Genomic DNA, 21,041 nt, shown 5'->3' on the forward strand with positions numbered 1-21,041 from the left:
ATGGAGGATTATGAAAGAATATTAGAAGATTATTCTAACGCCCTTGTTAAAGTGGTAGAAAAGGTAAGTCCAGCAGTAGTGAATTTAGATCTTTCTCAAAGTACTTTTATTCCCTTTTTCTTCGGTCCTCAAGAGATCAAAGGTTTTGCTTCTGGATTTCTATTTACCCCTGATGGATATATATTAACCAATAGCCATGTTACTCATCAGGCATCTAAAATTCAAATTACCCTTGCAGATAGACGAACTTATCAGGCAGAACTTGTAGGTGAAGATCCTCAAACAGATCTTGCGGTAATAAAGATCCATGAGAATAATCTTCCTTATTTAGAGCTGGGAGATTCTGAAAAATTAAAGGTCGGACAAATAGTTCTTGCTATAGGAAATCCTCTTGGTTTTGGCCATAGTGTGACTAGTGGAGTAATAAGTGCTTTGGGAAGATCTTTGAGAAGTTTTAGTGGACATCTTATGGAGAATATTATTCAAACTGATGCTGCACTAAATCCTGGAAGTTCAGGAGGACCTTTGGTGGATATACATGGGAGAGCAATAGGAGTTAATACTGCTATAATACAAGGTGCTCAAGGTATATGTTTTGCTATTCCTATAAATACTGCAAAGTGGGTAGCAGGTCTTCTTATTAAAGAAGGGAGAGTAAGAAGAAGCTATCTTGGGATTATTGGTCAGAGTGTAGTATTACCAAAGAGATTAAGGGAGAATCTATCCTTATCTCAAGAAGGTGGAGTATACATTTTGAGAGTTGCTCCAGGAAGTCCTGCTCAAAGAGGAGGAATAAATAGTGGTGATATAATAATACAAGCAGAGAATGAGATTATAAATAGTATTGATGATCTACATAGATTTTTGAGCCATACACCTCCAGGAAGTAGAGTTGCAGTTAGGGTTATAAGAGATAATAATATAAAGGAAATTTCTATAGTCTTGGGGAGTGAATAGATTATAAGGGAAAAGTATTTAACAGTAGAGAGGGAAGAGATTTTTGAAATAAAAATTGAAAGGTCTTTATTTATAGGAATAGTTTCTCCTATTAATAATAGACATCCCTCTGACATATTAAAGGAAGTTAAAGAAAGATACAAAAATGCAACTCATTATTGCTATGCTTATAGAAAGGCAACAGGGGAAGAATATTTTACTGACGGGGGAGAGCCTACAGGTACTGCAGGAATTCCTATTCTAAATGCTCTGAGAGAGCGAGATTTATATGATATTATAGGAATTGTGATAAGATATTTTGGAGGAATAAAACTTGGAATAAGAGGACTAATTGATGCTTATCATTATACTATGGAAAAAACTTTAGAAAAGTCTAAAATTACAGAAAAAATTATAACTAGTGATTATGTTGTTAGGCTTTCTTACAAAGATTTTAACGCCTTTAAAAGTGAAGTTTTAAGACATTTTAGATGCGAAGTGAAAGAAAAATTTGAAGATAATGTGATTATGGAAATAAAGGTTCCTATTTTTTTGAAAGATGATTTTGAAAAATTCCTTTTCAAAAGGGGGGTAGAAATTGAAAAACTCTGAAGGTAGCATAATTTGGGGAGAAGAATCTTTTTTATATTCTTTCCCTGAGCCCCATCCAATGAACCGAAGGAGACTTGAAAGCTTTGACTCAGAATTTAAAAAGTTTTCAAATTTGAGCAATGTGGAATCTCCTGAGATGGCTTCTTATGATGAAATTACTCTGTTTCATACCAAAAGTTATACGGATCTTGTTAAGGAGAAGTCAAAGACTGGAGAAGGGTATTTGGATTATGGAGATACGCCTGCTTTTTTGGGGTGTTATGAGGCTGCCTCTTATGTGGTTGGCTCTACCTTGAAAGGTATAAGGTTAATAATGGAAGGAAAATATAAAAGGGTTTTTGTGCCTATGGCAGGCCTTCATCATGCAAGAAGAAATTCTGCTTCTGGATTCTGCATATTTAATGATATTGGGGTTGCCATTGAATATTTAAGGAAAAATTATGGAGTAAAGAATATTCTCTATGTGGATATAGACGCTCATCATGGTGATGGAGTTTTTTACGAATATGTAGATGATCCCCACTTATTCATAGCTGATGTGCATGAGGATGGAAGATTTCTTTATCCTGGAACAGGAAGAAGGGACGAAAGGGGAGAAAAACAAGCTTATGGGACAAAGCTTAATATTCCTCTTCTTCCAGGTTCAGGTGATGATGAACTTTTACTTGCTTTTGAGGAAGTAAAGAATTTTGCGTGGGAGGTAAAGATTGAATTTATCATACTTCAGGCAGGAGTAGATGGTATTTCTGGAGATCCTATAACTCATTTGAATTATAGCATAGAGGGTTATGGTAAATTTGTAGAGGGAATGGTTGATGTGGCAAATCAAACATGTGGTGGTAAGATTCTTATTCTTGGGGGTGGTGGATATAATCCTGAAAATACTAAAAATGGCTGGATGAGGGTTTGGAGGGTTATTTATGGAGAGTTTTAAAAATTTTCCTGTCTTAGAGACATCTCGTCTTGTTTTGAGAAAGCTTTTTTTAGAAGATGCTCAAGATATATTTGATTATGCAAAGGATTTAGAAGTAAATAAGTATGAAAAAGAGGGATATGGAGATTGGGGAATAGAGTATAAAGAGAACAAGAAGATAATTGGAACTTGTGGTTTTGTATGGTGGGATAGGAAAAATTACAAAGCAGAGATAGGTTATGTTTTGTCGAGGAAGTACTGGAATCAAGGTTTAATGACGGAAGCAGTAAGATAGGATTCAAGCAAAGTGTAAAGTAGAAAATATTGCATCGGAAAGGGTTATGCAAAAGGTAGGAATGAAATTTGAAGGAGTTTTGAGGGAAGAGGTGTTTGTTAAAGGAAGCTTTTGGGATATGAAGCTTTACTCCATATTAAGAGAAGAGTTCTATCAGTCTTTAAAAAAGGAGGATGAAGGATGCTTTATGAAAGGATAACAAAGGATTATATGTCTGCGATGAAGAACAAGGATAGTTTTAGAGCGGAGGTTCTAAGTACTTTAAGATCAGCCATAAAGTACCGAGAAATAGAGTTGAGAGAAAAAGGAAAAGAGCTTGATGATCAAGAGGTTTTGGATGTAATAAAAAAAGAAATAAAAAAGAGAAAAGAGGCTATAGAAATGTATAAACAGGGTGGAAGGGAAGATTTAGCAGAAAAGGAAGAAAAGGAGCTTGCTATTTTACAGGAATATGTACCTCAGGGTTTATCAGAAGAAGAACTCAAAGAAAGAATAAAAAGTATTATTGAAAGAGTTGGGGCGAGAACCATGAAGGATATGGGGAAGGTTATGAAAGAGGCTATGGCAGAACTAAGAGGATTTGCTGAAGGAGAAGAAATAAGAAGGGTTGTGGAGGAATTATTAAAAGGTGAATGAGATACAATTTACATGTGGTATTAATAGAACCACAGATACCGTATAATACAGGAAATATAGGAAGACTTTGTGTAGCAACAAATTCCAAATTACATCTTGTGGGAAAGCTTGGTTTTTCTCTTAATGATAAATACTTGAAAAGAGCTGGACTTGATTATTGGAGTTTTTTGGATTATGAAGTATATAAGAACTTTGAAGAATTTGTAGAGAGGAACAAAAATGGAAGATTTATCTTTGTAGAGTCTCCGGCTTTTAAGTTATATACGGAGGTTTCTTATCAGGAAGGTGATTATTTAATTTTTGGATCTGAAGATTACGGAATTCCGTCAGAGATAATTGAAAAATATTGGGAAAATTCTGTTACTATTCCCATGTTTGGTCCTGTGAGATCTTTGAATTTATCAAGTTCAGTTGCAGTAGTAGTTTATGAGGCATTAAGACAAATTAAAAAATTTTAAAGTGAGGTTTAAAATGAAGAGAAAAAAGCCCAAAAATATATGGGAGATATTTAATTTTACTTTTGCTCTTGGTACTGGGCTTCTTGGATCTCTTCTTGTGGGTATCTTCATAGGTTATTACCTTGATAAACTTTTTAATACTTCTCCTGTGTTTCTTTTAGCTTTTACAGTCCTTGGAATATGGGTGGGATTCCGTGATATATTCAGATTTCTACGGTAAATACTTAGATATTGCCTTTTACGGAGTATTAATAGGACTTATTTTCCTTTTCATATATTCTCCTATTTCTTCCTTGATTTTTGGATTATCTGGGAGTATAATCTCTTTTTGTTGGTTGGCAAGAGATTTGAAAAAATATGGCTTAAGTGGGTATAATAGGAGTATAATAAAAAGGTATGGAGTTTTAATATTGTTGTTTTTGTTGAGTGTTAAAGCAGGATTTATAGGCGTCATACTCTTTTTAATAGGATATGTTGTAGGACAATGGTATATGATATGGAAGGTGTGGAGGAGTAAAGATGGAACGAGGGCCTGAAATAGGACCACGGGTTGTAGGCCAAATATTTGGAATTCCTATAACAAACACTCTTATCTCTTTACAGATAGTATCTCTCTTTGTTATTCTTCTTGCTTTTTGGCTAAGCTATAAACCCAAGGAAACCATTACTACAAGGCAAAATATTGCAGAAACTTTGGTTGAGATGTTTAAAAGATATCTTTCTGGTTTTCTGGAAGAGCATATAGCGGAGAAATATTTCTCTTTCTTTGCAACTTTGTTTTTGTTTATTCTTATCTCAAACTGGTCAGGCTTTATTCCTGGTTTTACCTCTCCAACCTCTGATATTAATGTAACTGCAGGGCTTGCTATTGGTACTATCCTCTATATTCAGTATGTGGCTTTTAAAGAGAGAGGAGTAGAATATCTTAAGAGTTTTGTTTCTCCCTCGGTCTTATTTCTACCTATAAATATCTTGGAGCAAATTACTCGTCCTGTTTCTTTGGCATTAAGGCTTTTTGGCAATATTTCTGGTGAACATATTGTACTTGGCATTATTTCTTTACTTGCTCCTCTTATCGTTCCTGTCCCTATAATGGCTCTTAATATGTTTATGGGATTTATACAAGCTTTTATTTTTACAAGTCTTAGCGCTGCATATCTTGCAGCAGCATTAGAGGAATAGAAGGAGGTAAAAGTATGCTTGCATGGGTAATTATAGTTTCTATTATTACTGCAGGATTTTCAGTAGCTCTTGTGGGTATGAATGCCACTAAAGCTCAGGGAAATGCAGCGGCAAGTGCCTTTGAAAGTGTGGCTCGTCAACCTGAAGCAGGAGACCAAATAAATAGAATGCTTCTTTTTGCCCTTGCTTTTATAGAAACCATAATGATTTTTACCTTAACTGTTGCTTTAATTCTTCTCTTTGCAAATCCACTTCTTGGAAAACTCTCTTAAGAAATGATAAAGAAGGCGAAAGGATATGTTTTCGTTCAATTTGTTGACAATTTTTTCTTCCATAGTTAATCTTCTCGCTCTTGCTTGGATAATAAAGAGATACTTTCTTGGTGCTATTATCCGAATAATGAATGAGAGAAGGGAAAAGATTGAATTAGCAATGAAGGAGGCAGAAAAAAAGCTTCAAGAGGCTGAGGAATTGAGGAAACAAAGAGAATCTCAACTTGCTCAAGCAAGAGATGAGGCTGCAAAAATTGTTAATGAGGCAATTGTAACAGCTGAGAAGATGAAGAGAGATATTACAGCAAAAGCTGAAGAAGAGGCTGAAAAGATTATAGTTAAAGCTCACGAGATATCCATGGCTGAAAGGAAAAGAGTTTTGGAAACTGCTAAAAAGGAGGTATTGTCTCTTTCAAGACTAATAATAAAGGAATTTTTCAGGAGATTTCTTCCTGTTGAGGCTGAAGAACTCCTTATTAATCAATTTGTAGATTCTTTGAATTTACTGATTGTAAATGTAAAGGGTGATAATATTGAAGAAATTAGGTTTGTTTCTCCTGATAATGTGAGTGGTCAAATAAAAAAGAAGATAGAAGATAAATTAAGATCTCTTCTTCCTGGGAGTTGGAAACTTAACTTTGAATTAGACCCAAGCATTGGATTAGGATTTAAACTATTTATAGGTGAGTTTTTGATTGATAATTCCCTTGATTATCACCTCTCACAGATATATGACTCCATAAGAGAGGTGGAAAATATATGAAAGAAGAAGTACTTGGTCTGCCCATAGATAAGATTGAGAAAAAAATAAAAGAATATGATTTCTCTCCTCGAATATCTAATATTGGTTATGTAAAGCATGTGGGAGATGGAGTTGCTGAGGTTTCTCTTTTAAACTCTGCCTTTATAGGAGAGATGGTAGTTTTTGAGTCAGGTATTCAGGGAATGGTGCTTTCTTTAAAAGAAGATTCGGTAGGAGTAATACTTTTTGGAAAGGACGAATATGTGAAGGAAGGAGATGTGGTTTATTCAACGGGTAAAATTTTACAAGTTCCTACAGGGAATGGTTTCCTTGGAAGAGTAATAGATCCCCTTGGAAATCCTATTGATGGTGGAGGATTAATATTTCCTGAGGCTTATGTGCCTATAGATAATGAGGCTCCAAGTATTTTTGATAGAGAACCTGTGAAGGAGCCATTGTATACAGGCATAAGAACTATTGATGCTTTAATTCCAATTGGTCATGGTCAAAGGGAACTCATTCTTGGAGATAGACAAACAGGCAAAACTACTATTGCTCTTGATACCATAATCTCTCAAAAGAATTATGGTACTATCTGTATTTATGTGGCAATAGCTCAAAAGAGAACAAACATTGCGAGGATTGTTCAAACTTTAAGAGAGTATGGTGCTTTATCTAATACTATTGTTATTGCAACTTTCCCTGATGAACCACCTGCATTAAGGTATATTGCTCCTATGGCGGGTTGTGCTATGGGAGAGTATTTTATGAGACAAGGGGAGAGAGTACTAATTGTCTACGATGATTTAACTAAACATGCCAATACTTATAGAGAGGTGGCACTTCTTTTAAGAAGGGTACCAGGAAGGGAGGCTTATCCTGGAGATATATTTTATCTTCATGCCCATCTTTTAGAAAGAGCGGCAAAGTTAAATAAAAGGCTTGGAGGGGGAGCTTTAACAGCTCTTCCTATAGCAGAGACTCTTTCAGGTGAAATCTCTACCTATATTCCTACAAACTTAATTTCCATAACCGATGGACAAATATATTTAGATACTAATCTCTTTAATGCAGGTATAAGACCTGCTATAAACGTAGGACTTTCAGTATCAAGGGTCGGTGGTTCAGCTCAGCCTAAGGGAATGAGACAGGTTGCAGGAAGATTAAGACTTGATCTTGCTCAATATAGGGAATATGCTATGTTCCTTGAGTTTGGGACAGAGCTTGATATGGCAACAAAAAAGAAGATTGAGAGAGGAAGAAGAGTAGAGGAGCTTTTAAAACAAGGAGCCCATGAAGTACAACCTATTGAAGAGCAAATTATTTCTTTTTACCTTGCTAATGGAGGATTTCTTGATAACTATCCTGTGGAAAAGGTTAAAGATGTGGTTATTAAGTATATTGCATATTTAAAACTAAAATACTCTTCGGTACTAACCCTCTTAAGAGAAGAGTTACAACTTTCTGATCAGATAATTTATCAGCTTCATAATATATTTCAGGAGTTTGAAAAAGAAGTATATGCCAACTCTACAGGGTCTTAGGCGTAAAGTAAAGACAATTCAAAACATAAGCCATATAATTCACTCTATGGAAACCCTGAGTATGGTAAAAATCAGGGCTTTACAAGATAAATCCTTGAGATTAAAACCATATACCGAGGAATTAAACAATATATTGATGGAACTTATAACGAGACTACCTAATGAGTATTTGAATCACCCTCTTATTAGGGAAAGATCAGTGTATAAAACTGGAATTTTAGTTTTTACCTCTGATCTTGGCTTTTGTGGAAGCTATAATTTACAGATAATTGAAAGTTTAAAAAAGTTTATTGAAGGGAAAAGGGCTCAAAATTTAGTTTTTTATTCTATTGGTTTTTATGCTCAAAGGTATCTATCTTCAAACAATTTTAACATTAGAAAAAAATACATTAAATTTCTCGAGGATACATCCTTTTCTCAAGCTAAAATTCTTTCTAAAGACCTTCTTGATGATTTCCTTAACTATGTAATAGACGAACTCTATGTAATATATTTTGAGTTTATAAATATAGTTAAACAAGAAGTAAGAATTAAGAAAATACTTCCCATGATACCTGTTGAGGTAAAGGAGAGAAAAGAAGAATATTTCCTTTTTCTCCCATCTCTCTCCTCTATATTAGATCCTCTTTTAATGGATATTTTTGAAACTCAAATTCATCAAATAATGCTTGACTCTGCTGCAAGTGAGCAAGCTTTCAGAAGATTTGCAATGAAAAGAGCTTATGATAATGCTCAAAAATTACATTCTAAATTGATTTTTCAGCTTAACCAATTGAGACAAACTCAGATCACAAAGGAACTTTTAGATATTACCTCCAGTATTGAGGCTATGAAAGAAGAGGTGAAATAAATTGGAAGGGGAAATAATAGCGGTTAATGGTCCTGTGATTGATATATATTTTCCTGATGACGTCCCAAATGTTTATGAGGCATTAGAATTAGAAAATCCTGTAAAAAATGAAAAATTGGTTCTTGAAACAAGAATACTTCTTGGAGATCATAGGGTAAGAGCTATAGCCCTTGGTTCCACTGATGGGATAAGTAGAGGATTGAAAGTAAAGAGAACTTTTCATCCTATAAGTGTTCCTGTAAGTGAAGAAGTACTTGGAAGAGTAGTGAATGTCTTTGGGGAGCCTATAGATGGGGGAGACAAAATAAAGGGTGAAATGACTCCTATTATAAAAAATGCTGTAGAATTTAGAAGAGTAGAGCCTTCTTACTCTATTTTAGAGACAGGTATAAAAGCTATTGATCTTCTTACGCCATTTCCTCAAGGAGGTAAGATAGGACTTTTTGGAGGGGCAGGTGTAGGGAAAACAGTACTCATTATGGAGCTAATTCATAATGTGGCTGTGGCTCATGGAGGTATATCGGTCTTTGCAGGAATTGGAGAAAGATCCCGTGAGGGGAATGAACTTTGGTTAGAAATGAAAGAATCAGGAGTGCTTTCAAAGGCTGTCCTTGTGTTTGGACAGATGAATGAGCCTCCTGGAGTAAGAATGAGGGTTCCTCTTACTGCTTTAACCATTGCAGAATATTTTAGAGATTATCTTGGGAAGGATGTTCTCCTTTTAATGGATAACATATTTAGGTATGTCCAAGCTGGTATGGAAGTTTCCTCTATGCTTGGAAGAATTCCATCTGCGGTAGGGTATCAGCCAACTCTTATCACTGAACTTGGTGAAGTGGAAGAAAGAATTCTTTCTACCGATACTGGTTCTATTACGGCGGTACAAGCGGTATATGTTCCTGCAGATGACCTTACGGATCCTGCTCCTGCTACTATATTTTCGCACCTTGATTCAACCCTTGTTTTGTCGAGAAGCATAGCAGAAATGGGTATTTATCCTGCGGTAGATCCTCTTGCTTCTTCTTCTCAAATTCTTGAACCAAAATTTGTTGGCTATGAGCATGCAGAGGTGGCAAGAAAAGTGGTGGAGATTTTGCAACACTATGAAAGTTTGAAGGATATAATATCTATTTTAGGTGTTGAAGAATTATCTGAGGAGGATAGAGTTATTGTAAATAGGGCGAGAAAAATACAACTCTTTCTCTCTCAGCCCTTGTTTGTGGCTGCTGCATATACTAATATACCTGGGGTTTATGTCCCAAGGGAAAAGACTATTGAGGGTTTTAAGGCGATAATAGAGGGTGAAGTGGATGATCTTCCTGAAGATGCGTTTTATATGGTAGGAACTCTTGAAGATGTCAAGAAAAAAGCTCAAGAACACGGGGCTTTAATGTATTAATTATGAAAAAAGAATCTACTTCTAAGAGACTATATCTTGAAGTAAATACTCCAATGAAATCTGTCTTTAGAGGATTTGTGGATGCAGTAAGTATCCCTTTAGAAGATGGCATGATAGGAATTTTACCTGGTCATGTCAATACTTTGGCAAGGGTTATGCCAGGAATTATTAAAGCCAGAAGTGGAGATAAAGAGATTATCTTAGTGGTTTCTGAAGGTTTTATGGAGATTACAAAGGATAAAATATATATTGTTGCTGAGGATGGAGAATTAGGGGAAAGACTGAATGAGGATGTTCTTAAAAAGGAAGAGATTGAACTTAAAAATAAATTAAATCAGGCTCAAAATTATAAAGAAAGAGAAGAGCTTCATAAAGCTCTTCTCTTAAATTCTTTAAAGCAAAAGGCTGTTAAACTTTACACTACATATTCCACAAAGTAACTGAAGTGGTAGATACTGCTGTAGCTCCCGCTTTTAAAATCTCTCTTGCTTCCTCAGGGGTTCTTATTAATCCTCCAGCTATAAGAGGGTAAGGAATTTGGGTTCTTAGTTCTTCTCCTAAATGGATAAATATAATTCCAGGAAGAATCTCTACCATGTCAGGTTCAGCTGATTGCATAATTTTTACTCCTGTAGCAAGGGCCGAAGAGTCAAGTACAAAGAATCTCTGAATGGCTATCAAGTCTTCTGCTTTTGCCTGTTGTATTAAGTTGGCTCTTGTGGTAATTACTCCATCAATCCCTACCACATCCCCTAAATATCTAAGGGCATATTTGTCTTGTGCTAAACCTTCTAAGAGGTCTAAGTGTATAAATACTAGTTTTCCATGAGATTTAATCTCTTGGACCACATTTGGTAATGTTAACACGTTGGTTTTAAGAAGAAAAAGAACCTTTGCTTTACTTTGCAATGCTTGTGAAAGTCTCTCTTCTTCTCTGACTGCTGCTATAATGGGGTTACCTTTAAGGACATCAAGAAACTCTTCTTTTGAAAGTCTCTTCTTTTCCATTTTATCCCCTCTCTGAAAGAGATTTTAAAACCTTATATATTCTTGTTTTTCATTATATCAAAAAGAAAAAGACTATGTCAAAGGAAAATATGATTTATCCCTTAATCACAGCTATGGGCTTCATTTGAGCTACCCTCTTAGAAAGTCCTGCATTATGTACTACGTTCACCACATCTACTACATTTTTGTATGCTTCTGATGCTTCTTCTACTAATGAAGACTTAGATGCAGCCCTTACGAGGATTCCTTTTTCTAAAAGTTCTTGCTCGATTTCATAGGCTCTTCTACCACTTTTTAGGAGTTTGCTCCTACTTTGAGTTCTTCCTGCCCCATGACAAGTAGATCCAAAAGCAAGTTCCATAGCTTTTGGTAAACCTATTAACACGAAGGAAGATCTTCCCATATCTCCTGGAATGATTACTGGTTGTCCTATCTCTTTATAGGCTTCTGGAAGATCAGGATGTCCAGCTGGAAAAGCTCTTGTTGCTCCTTTTCTATGAACTATAACCTCTTCAAGTTTTCCATCTATATCATGTTCTTCAAGCTTTGCAATATTGTGAGCTACATCGTATATTAGTTTCATTCCAAGGGATTCAGCGCTTTCTCTAAATATTTCCTCAAATACCTCTCTTACCCAATGGGTTATCATTTGCCTATTTGCCCAAGCAAAATTGGCAGCAGCACACATTGCTGAGAAGTAGTCTTGTCCCTCTGGCGAGTCAAAAGGGGCGCAGGCAAGTTGAATATCTGGCACCTCAATTCCATATTTCTTCATGGCATTTTTCATTACTCTAATATAATCTTCTGCTACCTGGTGCCCTAATCCTCGAGATCCTGTATGAACCATTACTACTACTTGATCAGGGAATAAACCTAATTTATCTGCAATATCTGGTTCAAAGATTCTACTTACTACTTGAACCTCAAGGAAGTGGTTTCCAGATCCAAGGGTTCCAAGTTGAAACTCTCCTCTTTCTTTTGCTTTTTTTGAAACTTTATCTGGATCAGCGTAGCTTAATCTTCCTCTTTCCTCAATATGCTCTAAATCTTCCCTCCATCCATATCCTTGTTTTACAGCCCACTGGGCTCCTTTTTCTAAAACTTCATCAAGTTCTTTTCCTTTAACTCTCAAATCTCCTTCAGACCCTACTCCTGCAGGAATTTTATCAAAAAGGGCATCTACAAGCTCTTTAAGCCTTGGCATTACATCTTCTTTACTAAGGTTTGTTCTTATGAGTCTTACACCACAGTTGATATCGTATCCTACTCCTCCTGGAGATATAACTCCTCCCTTTTTCTTCATGGCAGCAACCCCACCAATAGGAAAGCCATATCCCCAATGGATATCTGGCATTGCCAAGGAATATTTAATTATGCCTGGAAGAGAGGCTACGTTTGCTACTTGTTCGGGAGATTGGTCTTTTACAATATCTTCCATGAGCTTGTCATCAGCAAAAATTATTCCGTCCACCTTCATAAAAGGTTTATAGTCCTTTGGAATCATAAATTTATAATCATCTATCTTAATTATTTTTCCCTTCCACTCATTGCTCATGATATACTCACCTCCATTTTTTCCTATAATTTTATTATAATGAATATATCTTCTAAAAAACAAGGAAAGGAGGAAAAGAAAAATAATGTTTTATGAAATATCTGTATCTACACCCCAAAAAATTGCTCTTGTTGATGTTACGGAAAAAATAGAAGAGACCGTTAAAGAGAGTAAAGTTAGAAATGGAATCTGTTTTATTTATGTGCCCCATACCACTTGTGGGATTTTAATAAATGAAAATTATGACCCTAGTGTTATAAGAGATATATTGAATGCCTATGAAAGAATAGTACCACAGAATCTGCCATATGCTCATTTGGAAGGAAATTCTCCAGCCCATATTAAGTCCACTATAGTAGGAGTTAATACCTTTGTATTTATTAGAGAGGGAAAATTAAAGCTTGGTACTTGGCAGGGAATATTTCTTGCAGAGTTTGATGGACCAAGATATAGAAAGCTATGGATTGACATAATAGAGGATAAAGATTAGAATTAGAGCATAATTTTTGGGAAAGGGGGGATATAAAATGGCATGGTATTGGTGGATATTAATAGTAATCGTTATTATTCTCTTAATCTGGTATTTCACAAAAGGCAAGAAGTAATTTTAGTAAGTTTTTCTATGGAATTTGAAGTGAAGGGATGGCTTTATGCCATCCCTTATTATTTGCTATAATAGTAGCGAAATGGTGGGATTTTGGGGAGGTGGTAAGATGCGTCCCGCATTAATAATTGTAGATATGGTGGTTGATTTTGTAACAGGTAAGTTTGGTAATCCTTATGTTCAAGAGATTGTTCCCAATATAAAACTTCTTATTGACAAGGCTCATGAAAAAAAAGTTCCAGTTATATATTTGCGAGACGCTCATACAGAGGAAGATAAAGAGCTTTCTCTTTGGGGAAAACATGCCATGGATGGAGATAAAGGCTCTGAGATTATTCCAGAGCTTGCCCCTCAAAAGGATGATTATATAATCAAAAAGAAAGTATATAGTGGATTTTATAAAACTGAGCTTGAAGATCTCCTCAGAGGTTTAAATGTAGATACAGTGATATTAACAGGTACAAGTACTCATATTTGTGTACTTCATAACTCAGCAGATGCCTTTTTTAGAGGGTTTGACATTATAGTAATCTCTGATGCTACTGCTTCTTTTGTCCCTGAAGAGCATGAAAGAGCCTTAAAATATATGAAAGAAATCCATAATGCTAAAATATATACTACTTATGAATTATTAGAAAGATGGGAGGAGTAGAAAATTGAAAGAATTTCTTATTGCAAAACCAGAAGAAATAAAAAGCGGATTAAATACTGACGCATATTTTTTAAGGACAGAAGAAGTTCTTGAGGGTATAGGAAAAAACCCCAATGTGGTAATGGAACTTTTTACCAAAAGTTTTCCTGATGAGAACTACCAATTTGGAGTTTTGCTTGGGATTTATGAGGTAGCAAAACTTTTAGAAGGACTTCCTGTGGATGTTTATGCCATGGATGAGGGAGAGATATTTTTCCCCTATGAACCAGTATTACAGATAAGGGGGAAATACAAAGACTTTGCAAGATATGAGACCACTATTCTTGGTTTTCTCTCTTTCATGTCAGGCATCGCGACGAAATCTGCAAGGGTAAGAATAGCTGCAAAGGATAAAAAAATTTACAGTTTTGGTACCCGAAGACAACATCCCTTCTTATCTCCTGTAGTTGAATATTGTACCTATGTATCTGGTTTTGATGGGGTTTCAAATGTTCTTGGGGCTAAGTATATCTTCAAGACCCCTGTAGGAACTATGCCTCATGCCTTAATTCTTATAATAGGAGATGAAAAAGAGGCATTTTTAGCTTTTGATCAGTATGTGGATCCTAAAATTCCAAGGATTGCTTTAATTGATACTTATGGTTCTCCAACAGTAGGAGCATTAAATGCTTTAGAGGTATTGAAAGAAAAACTTGCAGGTGTAAGAATAGATAGTAAAGATTATGCATACCTTATAAAGGATATAAGATGGGAATTTGCGAGAAGAGGTTATCCAAACATACAGATTTTTTTAAGCGGTGGACTTGATGAGTATGAAGTAGAAAAATTTTATGAGTATGCCGATGCTTTTGGAGTAGGCACAAGGGTTGCTAATGCACCTGTTATTGATTTTGCATTGAAAATTGTGGAAGTGGATGGTAATCCTGTGGCTAAGGCAGGTAATATGCCTGGAGCGAAACAGGTGCAGAGAGGTAATGGTTTTAATGATACTATAAGGCTTTTTAACTCAGAACTACTTCCTGAAAAAAAACCACTTTTAAAGCCTCTTATCAAGGAGGGACAAATAGTTAGAGATTTTGAAGAGATTGACTCCATAAGAAAAAGAGTTTTGAATGGTTTAAATTCTCTTCCCGAAAACTTAAAAATTATAAAGGGTGGAAAAGTCTATATTCCAGAGTTCTTACCTTGACGATAAAACACTTTTTTGTTAGTATTACTTTGTATTTATTAAAATTTGGTAAATGCTGAAGAAAGGGAGAGGGTAAGAAATGAAAAGGACTTATCAGCCTAAAAAGCATCACAGAAAAAGAGTTCATGGATTTCTTGCCCGTATGAGGACACCAAGTGGAAGAAGGGTTATCAAAAGAAGAAGAGCAAAGGGAAGAAAGAGACTTACTGTATAATTGGGACTTTATTTTTTTCCTAAGGAAGAAAGGTTAAAAAAGCAAGAAGATTTTCTACGTATCTTAAGGGAGGGAAAGCCCTATTCCCTCTCTAAGAATTTTGTGGTCTATATCAGAAAGGGAGCAGAAAAAAGACGTATTGGTATAAGTGTAAACAAAAAGGTTGGAAAGGCTGTAGTAAGGAACAAAATAAAAAGGCTCATAAGAGAGGTATATAGACTTCACAGACCTTATTTGAAAGAAGATATAGAAATGCTTGTAATAGTGAAACCAGGAGAAAACATAAAGAATCTTGATTTCCATAAAGTTAAGGAAATGCTTATTAAGATATGGGAAAAGGCTGGAATTTTAAAGAAATGATCAAGAATTTGTTAATTATCCTCATAAAGTTTTATAAAAAGTTTATTTCCCCTGTTCTTCCAAGAAGCTGTAGATTCTATCCTACCTGTTCCACATATGCCATGGAGGCTATAGAGAGGTTTGGTCCTATTGATGGAGGAATTCTTGCTATAAAGAGGATATTAAGATGTCATCCCTTTAATCCTGGGGGATACGATCCTGTACCTACAAAAGAAGAATTTTTAGAATTGAAATTAAAAAGGAGGAAAAAATAAATGATAAATGCCCTTGCTAACGGACTTGGATATATTTTAGAACTTTTTTATAAATTAACAGGAAATTATGGACTTGCAATTATTTTTCTTGTTATTCTTGTAAGAATCATTCTTTACCCATTGACTCATGCCCAATTAAAGAGTCTTTTTATGCAACAAAAAATTCAGCCAGAGATAAAAAAGATTCAGGAGAAATTTAAAGATGATCCTCAAGAGATGAATAAACAGATAATGCTTCTATATCAACAATATAAGATTAATCCTATGATGGGCTGTCTTCCTTTGCTAATTCAATTCCCTATATTGATTGCCCTTTATCAGTTATTACTCCATTACAAATATGCAGTTACTCCTCAATTCCTGTGGATTTCTGACTTAACAAAGCCTGACTATATTCTGCTAATCATTATGGCAATTGTCACTTATTTTTCAGGAGAACTTTCATCCTTATCCGCAGCTCCGGAACAGAAAAACCAGCAAAGAATCATGAATATATTTACAACTTTACTCTTCACAGGTATGTTCTTGCTTTATAAAGTGCCAGCAGGAGTTATGCTCTATTGGTTAGTATCAAGTTTATTCCAATTATTGCAGCAAGTAGTGGTTTTTAGACTCCATAGGGGAGGCTAATAATTATGAAGGAGATAGAAACTGAGGGAAAGACCTTAGAGGAGGCTCTTCTCAAGGCAAAAGCTGTTTTGGAGGTTCCTCTTGATAAGATTGAGTATAAGGTTTTGGAATATGGGAGAGAAGGCATTCTGGGGATAGGTGCAAGACCCTTTAGGGTTTTAGCATGGATAAGGAAGAACCCAGAAGATGCATTAAGAAATTTTCTAAAAGAACTGCTTTGGAGACTAAATTTAAGAGCAAGGATTAGAGTGATAAAAGAAGAAGGACATATTAAGATAAGTTTAGAGGGAGAAAATTTAGGAGAATTAATTGGACCTGGAGGTAGAACCCTATCATCTCTTGAATTTATACTCAGACTTTTTGCTGCTAAAAATCAAATTACGGAAACCATAACCCTTGATGTGGATCATTACAGAGAAAGAAAAGAGAAATACCTTTCTAATCTTGCTAAAAAGATTGCGGAAAAGGTTAAAAAGGAGAAGAAGGAATTTCATTTAAAGCCTATGAGTTCAAGGGAAAGAAGGATTATTCATATAACTCTGCAAAATGATCCTGATGTGATTACTTATAGCATTGGGGAAGAACCAGAAAGAAGGGTAGTTATAGCTCCTAGGAAAAATGAAGGATGATATTGTTGCTATAGCAACTCCTCTTGGTTTTAGCGCTATAGGTGTTATAAGGTTAAGTGGACCCAATGTAATAAACATTGTTAAAAGAGTTTTTAGCCCAAGGAGAAATAAAGATCTTGAAAAAGTTTCATCCCATACTCTTCATTATGGAAATATAATCTACAAAGATGAGATTATAGATGAGGTGCTTGTAGCAATTTATAAAGCACCTAACTCCTATACTGGTGAAAACATGGTGGAGATTTTTACCCATGGGAGTCCTATTATTCTTGAAGAAATTTTGAAGATTCTTGTGGAGGAAGGAGCAAGGATTGCAGAAAGAGGAGAGTTTACAAAAAGGGCTTTCTTGAATGGAAAAATTGATCTTCTGCAGGCAGAAAGTATAAACGAGATTATAAGAGCGGAAAGCAAAACTGCCTTGAAAAGAGCATTATCAAAATTAAAAGGTGAAGTATCAAAAAGCCTGAGAGAATTGAAATCTAAAGTAGAGCATTTGAGAATATATTTGGAAGCTTCTATAGATTTTCCTGAAGATGTAGAAGAAAGAGAAAGAGAAGATTGGTTAAGGAGGCTTGAAGAGATAAAAAGAGAGGTTTCTTATCTTTTGGAAAAGGCAGAAAGAGGAGATTGGATTAAAGGAGGATATAGAGTTATATTAGTAGGAAGACCAAATGTTGGAAAGTCAAGTCTTTTTAATGCATTAATGAAGGAAGATAGAGCTATAGTAACTCCTATTCCTGGAACTACAAGGGATTATATAGAAGGCGAGCTTTACCTTTCCTCAGGGCATCTTGTTAAGATTTATGATACTGCAGGACTTGGCATACCTAAGGATATCTTAGATAAAATGGGGATGGAAAAGACCGAAAAAATTCTTGAAAAGTCCAACTTGATCCTTTTTGTGGTAGATGGAAGTGGTGAAATCTCCGAAGAAGAGATAAATCTTTTTGAGAAGATTAGAAGTTATCAGAATAAAGAAATAATCCTTGTTATAAACAAAGTAGATCTTCCTCAAAAGATAGAACTTTCAGTCTTTTCAGAGGATATAGAGAAGATCTTTGTGTCAGCAAAAGAGGGAATAGGGATAGAAGATCTTGAAAAAGCTATTGAGAGACATATTTCCTCTCAAGAATTGGAAGATGGAATATTTTTAAATGTATATCATAGGGAAAAATTAAAGGAGATTTATCAATTTTGTGAAGAAGGTATAAGTGTTCTTATAAATCTTCCTCAGAGTTTAGATATTCTCGGAGATATTTTATACGATATGGAGAAAGCCTTTGGGGAGATTCTTGGGGAAGAGGTTTCCTTGGATATAGCAGATAAAATTTTTGCAAATTTCTGTGTAGGGAAATAGGAGGTAGAAATGAATATTTGGGTTATTATTTTAGGAATAGTGCAAGGAATTACGGAGTTTCTTCCCATAAGCAGTACCGCTCATCTTATTTTGATCCCTTATCTGGTAAAGATTCCTGATTTTGGGCTTTCCTTTGATGTGGGACTTCACCTTGGGACTTTTTGGGCAGTTCTCATTTATTTTCTAAAAGATTGGTGGGAATTCTTAGTAAGTATATTTAAAGGAGGAGAAAAAAGAAGAATATTGGGACTTATTGTACTTGCTACTTTGCCTGCAGGAATCCTAGGAGTTTTTCTAGATCCTTTTGTGGAAAAAATATCTCAGCCTCAAGTTTATTCCTTTGCTATCTGGATAATCCTTATAGGAGTAATTTCTTTTGGCATTATATTTTTACTTCTTGAGAAATACTCAAAGAAAAATCTTGAAATAAAAGATCTTAATTTAAAAAGGGGTCTTATTATAGGTTTTTGGCAAGTTCTTTCCCTTTTTCCAGGGGTATCAAGATCGGGCTCTACCATATCAGGAGGCATGTTTACAGGGTTAAAAAGGGATGAGGCTACCAAATTTTCCTTTTATCTTTCCCTACCTATAATAGGTGGTGCAGTATTTTTTAAATTGTTCCATGTGATAAAAAGCGGAGATTTGGGATCTCTTTCTTTGATACTTTGGGGAGCAATTGTAGCTTTTATTGTAGGTATCTTAACTATTCATCTACTTTTAAATTATGTTAAAAAAGCCTCTTTAAAAGTTTTTTCCTATTATAGATTTATCCTTGCCTTAGCTATTTTGCTTGCGTATTTTAATCTCCAAGTTTTGTCTCTTATAGTTTTTGGAGTAGCTATAGTTTACTTAATTTTTAGGATGGTAAGAGGTGAGAAAGAGCGTAATTAAAAGCTTGCCCTATCTATGGTTGATAAGGTGGCTTTATCAGAATAAGGATGGAAGTAGAACTTCTTACAAGTTTTTTCCTATCCCTATAATCAAACTTAAAAAGGTCTGAAAAAATGAGACAAGCCCTGCTCCAATTTGAGCACTTGACCCCTCTTTTCCTGCAGAACCTCCTTGCAGCAAGGGTTATAATAGTTCCAATAAGTTTTATCGGTTCTACCAAATGTTCATAAAAGAGAATAATTTCTTCATCTAACTTTCTGTTCAATATTTGTATAATGTAAAAGTGCCTCATTTTAAAATTAGAAAGGAGAAAATAATGCTTAAAAAAGTTTGTTTTTCCTTGATATTAATGATTCTTTTGCTTCCTCTTGCCTTTAGTCAATCTCAGCTATCTTATGCTACCTTAGAAGGGATAATAACTCATAGGGACAAGCTTCCAATAGAAGGTGCGAAAGTAATTATTGCAAGTTTTAATCCTTGTTATAGTGGTGCAGTGGTAGATGATATAAGCAGAAAAGGAGTAATTGTTATTACTTCGGTTAATGCTAACCAAACTAACAGATTTGGCTGGGCTGGAGAATGGAGGAATGCTCTTTTAGGAGGAACAAGTGATAATAGAACCGATAGAAATGGTGATGGCTTTATTTCTATGACTGAAGCTTATGAATGGGTTGCTGTCAAATCTCAAGCATATAATCCTCTAGTCATAACATCGGCACAAATTAATGGTAAAGCAATTTCAAGTTGTGCAGTTAATCTTGCAAAAGATAATTTTCTTCTTTATTTAACCGATGATCAGGGAAGAGCAGTGCCCAATGCATGGGTTCAATGGATAGCCTTTGTTCCCTCTCCAACCCAAGAGGTAATAGGCGGAGTTTTAATAGCAAGCCATGGACAACATATATCTTTTCCAAGGCTATCCTCAACTCCAGTTATAGTAACAAATGCTCAAAAAGATGGTAAAGCATTGATAAGTGGTGCCCAAAATAATGCACCTGATGGTTTTGATTTATGTATTTTAGATGATAGTGGAAGGACAGTAAGTGGTGCATGGGTGTTATGGATGGTAGTTGTTCCAAACTCAAAAAATGGTTTTAAAGGTGAAGTAAGGATGAGAAGTAATGGGCAGAATATACAGTTTACTCCCTCTTTTTCAAAAGGACCTGTATATGTTTTATCGGCAAAACCTGGAGTTATGGCTGGTGCAGTAGATAATCGCCAAGATGGCTTCACTTTAAGTTTGATTAAACATGATGGAACACGTGCAGATAACATAATGTAAGTCTGGGAAAGCAGAGATAAAGCTTATTTAATTGCTTCTCTGCTTTCCCTTGTATGGGAGGAGAAGTTATGAAAAATAAACTATTTATTTATTCTTTATTTTTCATTCTTTTACTTTCCCTTCAACTTATAAAGATAGCTTTTGGTTTTTCCATGGGGTATCATTATACTATATGGGGAGTTTTAAAGCCTCTTTGGGATGATAGGAGGGTGAGAATACAAATAAGGATGTTTGAAAGTGATTCTGGACTGCGTGGCTCTCAACATAAAGATGAGGAGATGGATATTAGAACGGGAGCGGAAAGGATTTTGTGTTTGAATTTGATCCAAGGGATATGAGTTATTCAGTAAGCTTAGGCACAAAAGTTTGGAGTATTCCAGCGGGATTTTTCATAAAAAGTGATGGGGAAGGAGATTTGAGAGCAAGGATATATGTTAAAGTGTGGACTATGGGGGATAAAAAAGAAGAAATATTTTACCCTATTATGTGGTATGTTCCGATAAAGATGAGAGTATAGATGTATATTACTGGATTTACAAAAAACTTAATGAAAAATACTCCCTATTTTCCTTAGATA

30 protein-coding genes and 1 pseudogene are annotated in these 21,041 nt (G+C 35.2%); 29 read left to right on the forward strand and 2 right to left on the reverse strand.

What is annotated here, in order from left to right; all coding sequences use genetic code 11:
• The 15 genes and pseudogenes from ACP5QL_RS04650 (at position 1) to atpC (ending at position 10,279) form a co-directional block, all read left to right on the forward strand.
• A complete protein-coding gene (locus tag ACP5QL_RS04650) occupies positions 1–957 on the forward strand; it encodes a S1C family serine protease (RefSeq protein ID WP_272996257.1) in 957 nt (318 codons plus the stop codon).
• A 72-nt stretch (positions 958–1,029) separates the two neighbouring features.
• Positions 1,030–1,548, forward strand: coding sequence for an IMPACT family protein (locus ACP5QL_RS04655; protein WP_428125770.1), 519 nt, complete (start codon positions 1,030–1,032; stop codon positions 1,546–1,548).
• The gene (locus ACP5QL_RS04660) at positions 1,535–2,482 is read left to right on the forward strand and encodes an acetoin utilization protein AcuC (RefSeq protein ID WP_273333626.1); all 948 of its coding nucleotides are present in this window, start codon (positions 1,535–1,537) and stop codon (positions 2,480–2,482) included. Before ACP5QL_RS04655 ends, ACP5QL_RS04660 begins: the two co-directional genes overlap by 14 nt.
• Positions 2,469–2,955: pseudogene (locus ACP5QL_RS04665) on the forward strand (GNAT family N-acetyltransferase). The gene ACP5QL_RS04660 and the pseudogene ACP5QL_RS04665 overlap by 14 nt, the downstream one beginning before the upstream one ends.
• Positions 2,937–3,392, forward strand: a complete 456-nt coding sequence (locus ACP5QL_RS04670; protein ID WP_272996251.1) for a GatB/YqeY domain-containing protein — start codon at positions 2,937–2,939, stop codon at positions 3,390–3,392. Before ACP5QL_RS04665 ends, ACP5QL_RS04670 begins: the two are co-directional and overlap by 19 nt.
• Positions 3,389–3,850, forward strand: coding sequence for a tRNA (cytidine(34)-2'-O)-methyltransferase (locus ACP5QL_RS04675; protein ID WP_272996249.1), 462 nt, complete (start codon positions 3,389–3,391; stop codon positions 3,848–3,850). The genes ACP5QL_RS04670 and ACP5QL_RS04675 overlap by 4 nt, the downstream gene beginning before the upstream one ends.
• Positions 3,851–3,863: 13 nt before the next feature.
• Entirely contained in the window at positions 3,864–4,070 is a 207-nt protein-coding gene (locus ACP5QL_RS04680) for an AtpZ/AtpI family protein (protein WP_012582554.1), read from the forward strand.
• A complete protein-coding gene (locus tag ACP5QL_RS04685) occupies positions 4,045–4,386 on the forward strand; it encodes a hypothetical protein (protein ID WP_272996247.1) in 342 nt (113 codons plus the stop codon). The genes ACP5QL_RS04680 and ACP5QL_RS04685 overlap by 26 nt, the downstream gene beginning before the upstream one ends.
• Positions 4,370–5,032, forward strand: a complete 663-nt coding sequence (atpB, locus tag ACP5QL_RS04690) for a F0F1 ATP synthase subunit A (protein ID WP_012582552.1) — start codon at positions 4,370–4,372, stop codon at positions 5,030–5,032. Before ACP5QL_RS04685 ends, atpB begins: the two co-directional genes overlap by 17 nt.
• A 14-nt stretch (positions 5,033–5,046) precedes the next feature.
• Entirely contained in the window at positions 5,047–5,304 is a 258-nt protein-coding gene (locus ACP5QL_RS04695) for an ATP F0F1 synthase subunit C (RefSeq protein WP_272996245.1), read from the forward strand.
• Between the two features lie 25 nt (positions 5,305–5,329).
• Positions 5,330–6,067, forward strand: a complete 738-nt coding sequence (atpF, locus tag ACP5QL_RS04700) for a F0F1 ATP synthase subunit B (protein ID WP_012582550.1) — start codon at positions 5,330–5,332, stop codon at positions 6,065–6,067.
• The gene (atpA, locus tag ACP5QL_RS04705) at positions 6,064–7,590 is read left to right on the forward strand and encodes a F0F1 ATP synthase subunit alpha (protein WP_272996242.1); all 1,527 of its coding nucleotides are present in this window, start codon (positions 6,064–6,066) and stop codon (positions 7,588–7,590) included. Before atpF ends, atpA begins: the two co-directional genes overlap by 4 nt.
• Positions 7,568–8,440: an ATP synthase F1 subunit gamma gene (atpG, locus tag ACP5QL_RS04710; protein WP_012582548.1), complete on the forward strand. Its 873-nt coding sequence runs from the start codon at positions 7,568–7,570 to the stop codon at positions 8,438–8,440. The genes atpA and atpG overlap by 23 nt, the downstream gene beginning before the upstream one ends.
• Before the next feature lies 1 nt (position 8,441).
• Positions 8,442–9,839, forward strand: coding sequence for a F0F1 ATP synthase subunit beta (gene atpD / locus ACP5QL_RS04715; RefSeq protein ID WP_012582547.1), 1,398 nt, complete (start codon positions 8,442–8,444; stop codon positions 9,837–9,839).
• 2 nt (positions 9,840–9,841) lie between these two features.
• A complete protein-coding gene (gene atpC / locus ACP5QL_RS04720; RefSeq protein ID WP_012582546.1) occupies positions 9,842–10,279 on the forward strand; it encodes an ATP synthase F1 subunit epsilon in 438 nt (145 codons plus the stop codon).
• Here atpC and ACP5QL_RS04725 read toward each other — a convergent pair.
• Positions 10,260–10,847 (reverse strand): glycerol-3-phosphate responsive antiterminator, encoded by a 588-nt coding sequence (locus ACP5QL_RS04725; RefSeq protein ID WP_012582545.1) that lies wholly within the window; start codon positions 10,845–10,847, stop codon positions 10,260–10,262. The genes atpC and ACP5QL_RS04725 overlap by 20 nt on opposite strands.
• A gap of 94 nt (positions 10,848–10,941) precedes the next feature.
• Complete coding sequence (locus tag ACP5QL_RS04730; RefSeq protein ID WP_272996238.1) at positions 10,942–12,402, reverse strand: RtcB family protein; 1,461 nt, start codon at positions 12,400–12,402, stop codon at positions 10,942–10,944.
• Between the two features lie 85 nt (positions 12,403–12,487).
• On the opposite strand from ACP5QL_RS04730, the gene ACP5QL_RS04735 reads away from it, so the two are divergent.
• The 14 genes from ACP5QL_RS04735 to ACP5QL_RS04800 all read left to right on the forward strand — a co-directional run bounded on the left by ACP5QL_RS04735 (position 12,488) and on the right by ACP5QL_RS04800 (position 20,981).
• A complete protein-coding gene (locus ACP5QL_RS04735) occupies positions 12,488–12,892 on the forward strand; it encodes a secondary thiamine-phosphate synthase enzyme YjbQ (RefSeq protein ID WP_012582543.1) in 405 nt (134 codons plus the stop codon).
• Positions 12,893–12,934: 42 nt separating this feature from the next.
• Positions 12,935–13,078: a hypothetical protein gene (locus tag ACP5QL_RS04740; protein WP_012582542.1), complete on the forward strand. Its 144-nt coding sequence runs from the start codon at positions 12,935–12,937 to the stop codon at positions 13,076–13,078.
• Positions 13,079–13,115: 37 nt separating this feature from the next.
• Entirely contained in the window at positions 13,116–13,658 is a 543-nt protein-coding gene (locus ACP5QL_RS04745; RefSeq protein ID WP_012582541.1) for a cysteine hydrolase family protein, read from the forward strand.
• 4 nt (positions 13,659–13,662) lie between these two features.
• Positions 13,663–14,847 carry a nicotinate phosphoribosyltransferase gene (locus tag ACP5QL_RS04750; RefSeq protein WP_272996234.1) on the forward strand — a complete coding sequence of 395 codons (1,185 nt, stop codon included), beginning with the start codon at positions 13,663–13,665 and terminating at the stop codon, positions 14,845–14,847.
• Positions 14,848–14,926: 79 nt separating this feature from the next.
• Positions 14,927–15,061, forward strand: a complete 135-nt coding sequence (gene rpmH / locus ACP5QL_RS04755; protein WP_272996231.1) for a 50S ribosomal protein L34 — start codon at positions 14,927–14,929, stop codon at positions 15,059–15,061.
• The gene (gene rnpA, locus ACP5QL_RS04760) at positions 15,062–15,421 is read left to right on the forward strand and encodes a ribonuclease P protein component (protein WP_012582539.1); all 360 of its coding nucleotides are present in this window, start codon (positions 15,062–15,064) and stop codon (positions 15,419–15,421) included.
• A complete protein-coding gene (gene yidD / locus ACP5QL_RS04765) occupies positions 15,421–15,675 on the forward strand; it encodes a membrane protein insertion efficiency factor YidD (protein WP_420536158.1) in 255 nt (84 codons plus the stop codon). The genes rnpA and yidD overlap by 1 nt, the downstream gene beginning before the upstream one ends.
• The gene (locus ACP5QL_RS04770; RefSeq protein ID WP_012582537.1) at positions 15,676–16,305 is read left to right on the forward strand and encodes a YidC/Oxa1 family membrane protein insertase; all 630 of its coding nucleotides are present in this window, start codon (positions 15,676–15,678) and stop codon (positions 16,303–16,305) included.
• 5 nt (positions 16,306–16,310) lie between these two features.
• Positions 16,311–16,934, forward strand: coding sequence for an RNA-binding cell elongation regulator Jag/EloR (gene jag / locus ACP5QL_RS04775; protein ID WP_428125730.1), 624 nt, complete (start codon positions 16,311–16,313; stop codon positions 16,932–16,934).
• Positions 16,924–18,291: a tRNA uridine-5-carboxymethylaminomethyl(34) synthesis GTPase MnmE gene (mnmE, locus tag ACP5QL_RS04780; RefSeq protein WP_273333637.1), complete on the forward strand. Its 1,368-nt coding sequence runs from the start codon at positions 16,924–16,926 to the stop codon at positions 18,289–18,291. Before jag ends, mnmE begins: the two co-directional genes overlap by 11 nt.
• Positions 18,292–18,300: 9 nt before the next feature.
• Complete coding sequence (locus ACP5QL_RS04785; RefSeq protein WP_012582534.1) at positions 18,301–19,182, forward strand: undecaprenyl-diphosphate phosphatase; 882 nt, start codon at positions 18,301–18,303, stop codon at positions 19,180–19,182.
• A gap of 316 nt (positions 19,183–19,498) precedes the next feature.
• Positions 19,499–20,464, forward strand: coding sequence for a hypothetical protein (locus ACP5QL_RS04790; protein ID WP_428125733.1), 966 nt, complete (start codon positions 19,499–19,501; stop codon positions 20,462–20,464).
• Between the two features lie 68 nt (positions 20,465–20,532).
• Complete coding sequence (locus ACP5QL_RS04795; RefSeq protein WP_428125735.1) at positions 20,533–20,802, forward strand: hypothetical protein; 270 nt, start codon at positions 20,533–20,535, stop codon at positions 20,800–20,802.
• Positions 20,775–20,981 carry a hypothetical protein gene (locus ACP5QL_RS04800; protein ID WP_428125737.1) on the forward strand — a complete coding sequence of 69 codons (207 nt, stop codon included), beginning with the start codon at positions 20,775–20,777 and terminating at the stop codon, positions 20,979–20,981. Before ACP5QL_RS04795 ends, ACP5QL_RS04800 begins: the two co-directional genes overlap by 28 nt.
• The last annotated feature ends 60 nt before the right edge of the window (positions 20,982–21,041 follow it).

Source organism: Dictyoglomus sp., assembly GCF_049968615.1.
Lineage (GTDB): Bacteria > Dictyoglomota > Dictyoglomia > Dictyoglomales > Dictyoglomaceae > Dictyoglomus > Dictyoglomus turgidum.